5 protein-coding genes are annotated in these 7,342 nt (G+C 66.2%); 4 read left to right on the top strand and 1 reads right to left on the bottom strand.

Annotated elements, in window-relative coordinates; genetic code table 11:
• Positions 1-655: HNH endonuclease (locus AC5RUH_RS03725; RefSeq protein WP_494127911.1), on the top strand; the 655-nt coding region annotated here is incomplete at its 5' end.
• A gap of 117 nt (positions 656-772) precedes the next feature.
• Here AC5RUH_RS03725 and AC5RUH_RS03720 read toward each other — a convergent pair.
• Positions 773-1,282, bottom strand: a complete 510-nt coding sequence (locus AC5RUH_RS03720; protein WP_494076016.1) for a hotdog fold thioesterase — start codon at positions 1,280-1,282, stop codon at positions 773-775.
• Here AC5RUH_RS03720 and polA point away from each other — a divergent pair.
• From polA to rpsA, 3 genes are all read left to right on the top strand, one after another.
• Positions 1,281-4,055, top strand: a complete 2,775-nt coding sequence (polA, locus tag AC5RUH_RS03715; protein WP_494127910.1) for a DNA polymerase I — start codon at positions 1,281-1,283, stop codon at positions 4,053-4,055. The two genes, AC5RUH_RS03720 and polA, sit on opposite strands and share 2 nt — an antisense overlap.
• Before the next feature lie 108 nt (positions 4,056-4,163).
• Positions 4,164-5,474 (top strand): GNAT family N-acetyltransferase, encoded by a 1,311-nt coding sequence (locus AC5RUH_RS03710; protein ID WP_494127909.1) that lies wholly within the window; start codon positions 4,164-4,166, stop codon positions 5,472-5,474.
• 287 nt (positions 5,475-5,761) lie between these two features.
• Positions 5,762-7,234 carry a 30S ribosomal protein S1 gene (rpsA, locus tag AC5RUH_RS03705; RefSeq protein ID WP_493980210.1) on the top strand — a complete coding sequence of 491 codons (1,473 nt, stop codon included), beginning with the start codon at positions 5,762-5,764 and terminating at the stop codon, positions 7,232-7,234.
• Positions 7,235-7,342: the final 108 nt, after the last annotated feature.

Genomic DNA, 7,342 nt, shown 5'->3' with positions numbered 1-7,342 from the left:
CCGCGAGCAGGCCCAACGCACCAAGGTATTGAAACAGGCCACCGTGGAGGACGTCTGGGTCCGCCGCCTCTACACCGCGCCGGGGACCGGGCAGCTGCTGGGGATGGACTCGGCCGCACGAAGATTCCCGGACGGGATGCGCCGGATGATCCACGCCCGCCACGCGGTCTGCGCAAGGCCCTGGTGCGACGCCCCGATCCGGCACATCGACCACATCGTGCCCTGGACGCAAGGCGGTGAAACGACCATGGCCAACGGCCAGGGACTGTGTGAACAATGCAACCAGTCAAAGGAAGCCGAAGGCTGGTCCAGCCGCCCCCTCGACGGACCGCACCACACGGTGGAAACCACCACCCCCACCGGACACACCTACACCTCCACCCCGCCACCACTACCAGGCACCCCGCCAACCGGAGCGTCAGAGACCGATAAGGCCAGAACCGAGACGGTGCCGCCGGGCACAGTGATGTCGGCCGCAGGGACCGCCCAGCCATCCTTGGCATCGAGCGCAGAAATGATTCACGGCGCGTTGGCCGCTGCCGCGGCGAACAGCGATGACGACGCCGACGACGGTGCCCGGCGGAGCGCCTGCACTGCGGGCGGTTGGGCAGTAGTGAAAATTCCGAGGGACAAGCTCGCCCCGTCGGCCGCCTAAATTGCCAGCACAAGAGGGAGTGGCGCTGACCAGCGCAAGGGGGAGTGGCGCTGACGCCGATCCCAGCAGTGCGCCGATCTGGCCTCCGGGCTTGCGGGCCAGGGTTTCGAAGAGTGCCTACGCGTTGTCGCGGATCAGGTTGGTGATCCGCGCCGTGGAGAGGCGCCGCCCGTCCTCATCGGTCATCACGACTTCGTGCACGGTCAGCGAACGCCCCAGCTGGATGGCCGTCGCAGTGCCGGTGACCAGGCCCGAAGAGACGGAGCGGTGATGGCTGGCGCCGACTTCGATGCCGACGGCGTGGCGGCCGGCTCCCGCGTGCAGAGTCGCCGCGAAGGACCCCAGCGTTTCAGCCAGCACCACGTGTGCGCCGCCATGCAGGATGCCCGCCACTTGAGTATTTCCTTCCACCGGCATGGTTGCCACCATGCGCTGCGGGGTCATCTCGCTGAAAACGATGCCCATCTTCACCACGAGCGATCCCACCCCGGTGTGTATCAGCCACCGGTGCAAGTGTTCCGGGACACCGGCGTCGACCAGTTCGGCAATCGTGGCCGCGGCCGTGGCCGGAAGCGCGCCCTGCGAGTGTCCCGCAGCACTGTCGCCGGGTGTGAATTTGTCGCTCATGGGAACTAGGCTGGCAGGTGTGAGTGAAACTAACAAACCGGACGCAGCGACCGCGACAGTAGAGGCAGAGGGAGCCCCCGTTTCCGGCCTGGAGAGCGAAGCGTCGGGGCCAAAGCGCCTGCTGCTGATCGATGGCCACTCGATGGCGTTCCGCGCGTTCTACGCCCTGCCGGTGGAAAACTTCTCCACGGATACCGGCCAGCACACGAATGCCGTCTACGGTTTCACCTCCATGCTGATCAAGATGATCGAGCAGCGCGAACCGACCCACATCGCCGTGGCTTTTGACCTGGACACTCCCACCTTCCGAACCGAGGAGTATTCCGAGTACAAGGGCGGCCGTAACAAAACCCCCGAGGAATTCCACGGCCAGGTGGACCTGATCGTCAAGGTGATGGAGGCGATGCAGATCCCCACCGTCACCCTGGACGGATACGAGGCCGACGACGTCATCGCCACCCTGAGTGAGCGGGCGGAGAAGTCCGGCTGGGAGGTTCTGGTGGTGTCCGGGGACCGGGACGCGTTCCAGCTCATCACGGACAAAGTCACCGTGCTGTACCCGAAGAAGGGCATCAGCGACATCCCGCCGATGGACGCCGACGCGGTGGAAGCCAAGTACTTCGTCCGGCCGGAGCGGTATGCCGATCTCGCGGCGCTCGTCGGTGAGACCGCCGACAACCTTCCCGGCGTCCCCGGCGTGGGCCCCAAGACCGCGGCGAAGTGGATCAACCTCTACGGCGGCGTCGAAGGCATTCTGGAGAACCTGGATTCGATCGGCGGCAAGGTCGGCGAGGCGCTCCGGGCCAATGTCGATTCGGTCAAGCGCAACCGCCGGCTGAACCACCTGCTCCGGGATCTGGACCTGCCCGTGAAGCTGGAGCACATGGTGCTGCAGCACCCCGACCGGACCGCCATCGAGGAACTCTTCGATGCGCTCCAGTTCAACACCCTGCGCAAGCGGCTCTTCGACCTTTTCGGCGAGGAGGACGCCGTCCGCGAGACGGAGGTCAATGCCCCCGCCCACACGGTGGTCACCGATGCGGCCGCCCTGAAGGAATGGCTGGAGGAGACCAACCAGCACAACGTTGCCCTGCAGTTGGTGGCCGAAACCGCGGAAGGCGGGGACGACGCCGTCGGGCTGGCCCTGGTGGCCCACGCCCAGGCCGCCTACGTGCCGCTGACTTCGTTGGACGCCGACGCCGAGCAGTTGCTGGCTCACTGGCTGTCCGACCTTGACGCGCCGAAGGTCGTCCACGACTTCAAGTACGCCTACAAAGTTCTCTCGCGGCGCGGGTTCGAGCTGCTGGGCGTCGTCGATGACACCGCGATTTCGGCCTATCTCATCCAGCCGGACCGGCGCAGCTACGAACTGGCGGACCTGGCCCAGTACCACCTGAAGATGTCCGTGGCGGCCCCCGAAGCCGCGGCGAACGGGCAGTTGGAGCTCGGCCTGTCCGAGGATGACAAGGCCGGACCGGCCGTCGTGCAGGCATTCGCCGCGCTGCAGCTGAGCGAACACTTCGCCGGACAACTGGTGGACCGCGGCGCCAACCAGCTGCTGGGCGGGCTTGACCTGCCCCTGTCGCTGGTATTGGCGCGGATGGAATTGGACGGCATTGCCGTGGACGCCGGCGCGCTGGACCGGCTGGTGGACGACTTCACCGTGACCATCGACGCAGCCAGCTCGGCGGCTTTCGGCATCATCGGCAAGGAAATCAACCTCGGCTCGCCCAAGCAGTTGCAGACGGTGCTGTTCGAGGAGCTGGGGCTGCCGAAGACCAAGAAGATCAAGACCGGTTATTCGACCGACGCCGATGCGCTCAACGACCTGTTCGCCAAGACGGGCAACGAATTCCTGGTCCAGTTGCTCGCCTATCGCGATGCTTCAAAGCTGCGGCAGACGGTGGAAGGCCTCCGCAAGACCGTGGCGGACGATGGGCGGATCCACACCACCTACGCGCAAACGGTGGCAGCCACCGGCAGGCTGTCCTCCATCAACCCGAACCTGCAGAACATCCCGGTCCGGTCGGAGGCCGGCCGGCGCATCCGCGAAGCGTTCGTTGTCGGCGAGGGCTACGAGCTGCTGCTGACCGCCGACTACTCGCAGATCGAAATGCGCATCATGGCCCACCTGTCCGGAGACGAAGGCCTGATCGAGGCATTCCGCTCGGGCGAGGACCTGCACCGGTTTGTCGGCGCGCACATCTTCGGGGTCGCGCCCGAGGACGTCACCAGCGAGATGCGCGCCAAGGTCAAGGCCATGTCCTACGGCCTGGTGTACGGGCTGAGTTCCTTCGGGCTGTCCAAGCAGCTGAACATCTCCGTGGACGAGGCGCGGACGCTGATGAAGGAATACTTCTCGCGGTTCGGCGCCGTCCGCGATTATCTGCGCGGAGTGGTGGACAAGGCCAGGGTGGACGGGTTCACCTCTACGATCGAAGGCCGCCGCCGTTACCTGCCGGACCTGGCCAGCGACAACCGCCAGCTGCGCGAGATGTCGGAGCGGGCCGCGCTCAACGCGCCCATCCAGGGATCGGCGGCGGACATCATCAAGAAGGCCATGCTCGGCGTCTCGGAGGAGCTGCGCCACCAGGGACTGAAGTCCCGGATGCTGCTGCAGGTCCACGACGAACTCGTGCTCGAAGTAGCGGCGGGGGAGCGGGAACAGGTGGAGAAGTTGGTGCGCGCCCAAATGGGCGGCGCCGCGGAACTGACCGTGCCGTTGGACGTGTCCGTCGGCGTCGGCGCCAACTGGCAGGAAGCCGGACACTAGACACGTCCAGCCTCCAGTGTCCCCGGCACGCGGAGGCGGTGACGGTTCTGTGCGATGGCTGCGGCTCCCTCTGGTGGACCGGGGGAGGTGCCGCTAGGCTCGTAGATCGTGACCACGCGCACCCAGGAAACCCGCCAAAACATCCGCATCAACCGGTTTGCCGCCGGGCTCGACGGCGACCGGCCCGACGCCAGGACCCTCGGCTGGTTCGAAGCGGTCAGGTTCGGGTTCCACGACGGCAAGCCCGATGCCTCCGACATCGCCGCCTACGCCCGGGTCTACGGGATGGACCAGCGAATCCTGTGGGGTGCCTACGACGACACGCAGCGCCCTGGCGTGTGGGACCCCCAAGTACCTGTCGCTACTTACGCCACCATGGTCAACACCCTGAACGTGGGCGGCGGGCAGCTGCTGGACACCCACCTGATCACCGCGGTGACGGTCAGGGCGACGCATCGGCGCCGCGGCCTGCTGCGACGGATGATCACCGACGACCTGAAGCAGGCGGCCGGCCGGGGACTCGCGATGGCGGCGCTCACCGCTTCCGAGGCCACCATCTACGGACGCTTCGGGTTTGGCGCGGCGACGTTCATCCGCGAAGTGGAAATCGATGCCCGCGAACGGTTCGGGCTGCGCGCCGCGGCGACGGGGACGATGGAGTTGGCCGACCCGGCTTCGCTCCAGGACCTGGCGCCGGAAATATTCAACGGGTTCCACGCCCGAACCCCTGGCTCGGTCGGACGCCAGGCCAGTTACGCCTTCCGTGTCTCCGGCCGCTGGAGCGAGGACAAGGCGTCGGAAGACAAGTCGCTGCGGGCGGCCGTCCATTACGACGGCGACGGCCGGCCGGACGGCTATGTCAGCTACCGCTTTGCCGGCTGGGACAGCAAGCCCTACACCGTGAAAGTGGCTGACCTGGTTGCCGCCGGACAGGATGCGTACGTGGAGTTGTGGCGTTACCTCGGGTCGCTGGACCTGGTGGAACGGATCAAGTTCCCGCTAGGGCCGGTGGAAGATCCGCTGGCGTGGGGACTGGCGGACAGCCGCGGCTACGAGGTGGCGGCGGTCGAAGATGTGTTGTGGCTGCGCGTGCTGGACCCGGTAGCGGCCCTCCAAGCCAGGCCGTACCTGCACGACGGCTCGTGCACCCTGCGGATCACCGATCCGCTGGACATCTGCGGCGGCGCCTACCGGCTGACCGTCACGGACGGCCGGGGAGTGGTCGACGTGCTGCCGGAGGACGCGGACGTCGACGCCACAGTGCCCGTGGATTCCCTGGGCTCGCTCTATCTGGGCGGAGTCCGGGCGCGGACCCTGGCGGCGGGCGGCCACTTCTCCGGTACGTCAGCGGAGGCAGTGTCCAGGATGGACCGGCTGTTCGCAACGGACACCCCTCCGTATTGCATCACGCATTTTTGATCCTTCCGAAGGGGGCCGCCGGACGCCGTTTCGGTGTGACCCTGCCCCGTCGAGCAGGCGGGTCGCTTTGCCGGGATTGGCGCGACCAGTTAGACTTATTGGGCGCGTAATGCGTATGGAGAGCCCTTCAGTGAAGGGCAGGCTCCATGAGCTTCACCAAAACACATCAGTCCGTTTCCGTAAACGGCAATGCATCCCTTGCGCTGCAGCGGTTCAATGCTGCTGCGCGCCGGGAAGCAGGGCAGCAGCGGAACTCAGAAAACTATCCACATCGGAGCCCCTACTACATGACCATCACCTCCACCGAGAAGCCCGGTACCCCGCAGGTCGCCATCAACGACATCGGTACCGCTGAAGACTTCCTCGCAGCCGTCGACGCGACCATCAAGTACTTCAATGATGGCGATCTGGTCGAAGGCACTGTCGTCAAGGTTGACCGCGACGAAGTCCTGCTCGACATCGGTTACAAGACCGAAGGTGTCATCCCCTCCCGCGAGCTTTCCATCAAGCACGACGTCGACCCGGGCGAAGTTGTCTCCGTCGGCGACGAGGTTGAAGCCCTGGTGCTGACCAAGGAAGACAAGGAAGGCCGCCTGATCCTGTCCAAGAAGCGTGCTCAGTACGAGCGCGCCTGGGGCGACATCGAGAAGGTCAAGGAAGAGGACGGCGTTGTTACCGGCACCGTCATCGAGGTTGTTAAGGGTGGCCTGATCCTCGACATCGGCCTGCGCGGCTTCCTGCCCGCGTCCCTCGTCGAGATGCGCCGCGTGCGCGACCTGGCTCCGTACATCGGCCAGCAGATCGAAGCGAAGATCATCGAGCTGGACAAGAACCGCAACAACGTTGTGCTGTCCCGCCGTGCATGGCTCGAGCAGACCCAGTCCGAGGTCCGCTCCACCTTCCTCAACAAGCTCGAGAAGGGCCAGGTCCGTCCGGGCGTCGTCTCCTCGATCGTCAACTTCGGTGCCTTCGTGGACCTGGGCGGCGTCGACGGCCTGGTGCACGTCTCCGAGCTGTCCTGGAAGCACATCGACCACCCGTCCGAGGTCGTCGAGGTTGGCCAGGAAGTCACCGTCGAGGTGCTCGAGGTGGACCTGGACCGCGAGCGCGTGTCCCTGTCCCTGAAGGCCACCCAGGAAGACCCGTGGCAGACCTTCGCCCGCACCCATGCCCTGGGCCAGATCGTCCCGGGCAAGGTCACCAAGCTGGTTCCGTTCGGTGCGTTCGTCCGCGTCGAAGACGGCATCGAGGGCCTGGTCCACATCTCCGAGCTGGCCGTGCGCCACGTGGAGCTGGCCGAGCAGGTTGTCTCCGTCAACGACGAGGTCTTCGTCAAGGTCATCGACATCGACCTGGAGCGCCGCCGCATCTCGCTGTCCCTGAAGCAGGCCAACGAGGGCGTCGACCCGGAGGGCTCCGAGTTCGACCCGGCCCTGTACGGCATGGCTGCCGAGTACGACGAGCAGGGCAACTACAAGTACCCGGAGGGCTTCGACCCGGAGACCAACGAGTGGCTCGAAGGCTACGAGGCGCAGCGCGCCGCGTGGGAGCAGCAGTACGCCGACGCCCAGGCGCGCTGGGAAGCCCACAAGAAGCAGGTTGCTGCCTCCATGGCAGAGGAAGCCGAGGCTCCGAGCGAGTCCGAGGCCGCACCGACCAGCTACTCCTCCGACGCCCCGGCGGCTCCGGCCTCCAGCGGCGGCACCCTGGCTTCCGACGAAGCCCTGGCTGCACTGCGTGAGAAGCTGACCGGCCAGTAACAACGGTTCTCGACGCCGGGGCAACCGGGCATCGCTGACTGAGGAACCCCCGCGCCCCCAGGGCGCGGGGGTTCCGCCGTCTCCGGCGCCTTTCCCTAAGCGCCGGAA

The sequence above is a fragment of the Arthrobacter sp. Y3223166 genome (assembly GCF_059090935.1).
Note: the sequence above shows the minus strand (reverse complement) of the source record. Positions and strands in the feature narration are given on the sequence as shown.

Coding starts and splice junctions, on each gene's coding strand:
- AC5RUH_RS03720 (WP_494076016.1), bottom strand. CDS start 1,282: ATGAGCGACAAATTCACACCCGGCGACAGTGCTGCGGGACACTCGCAG.
- rpsA (WP_493980210.1), top strand. CDS start 5,762: ATGACCATCACCTCCACCGAGAAGCCCGGTACCCCGCAGGTCGCCATC.
- polA (WP_494127910.1), top strand. CDS start 1,281: ATGGGAACTAGGCTGGCAGGTGTGAGTGAAACTAACAAACCGGACGCA.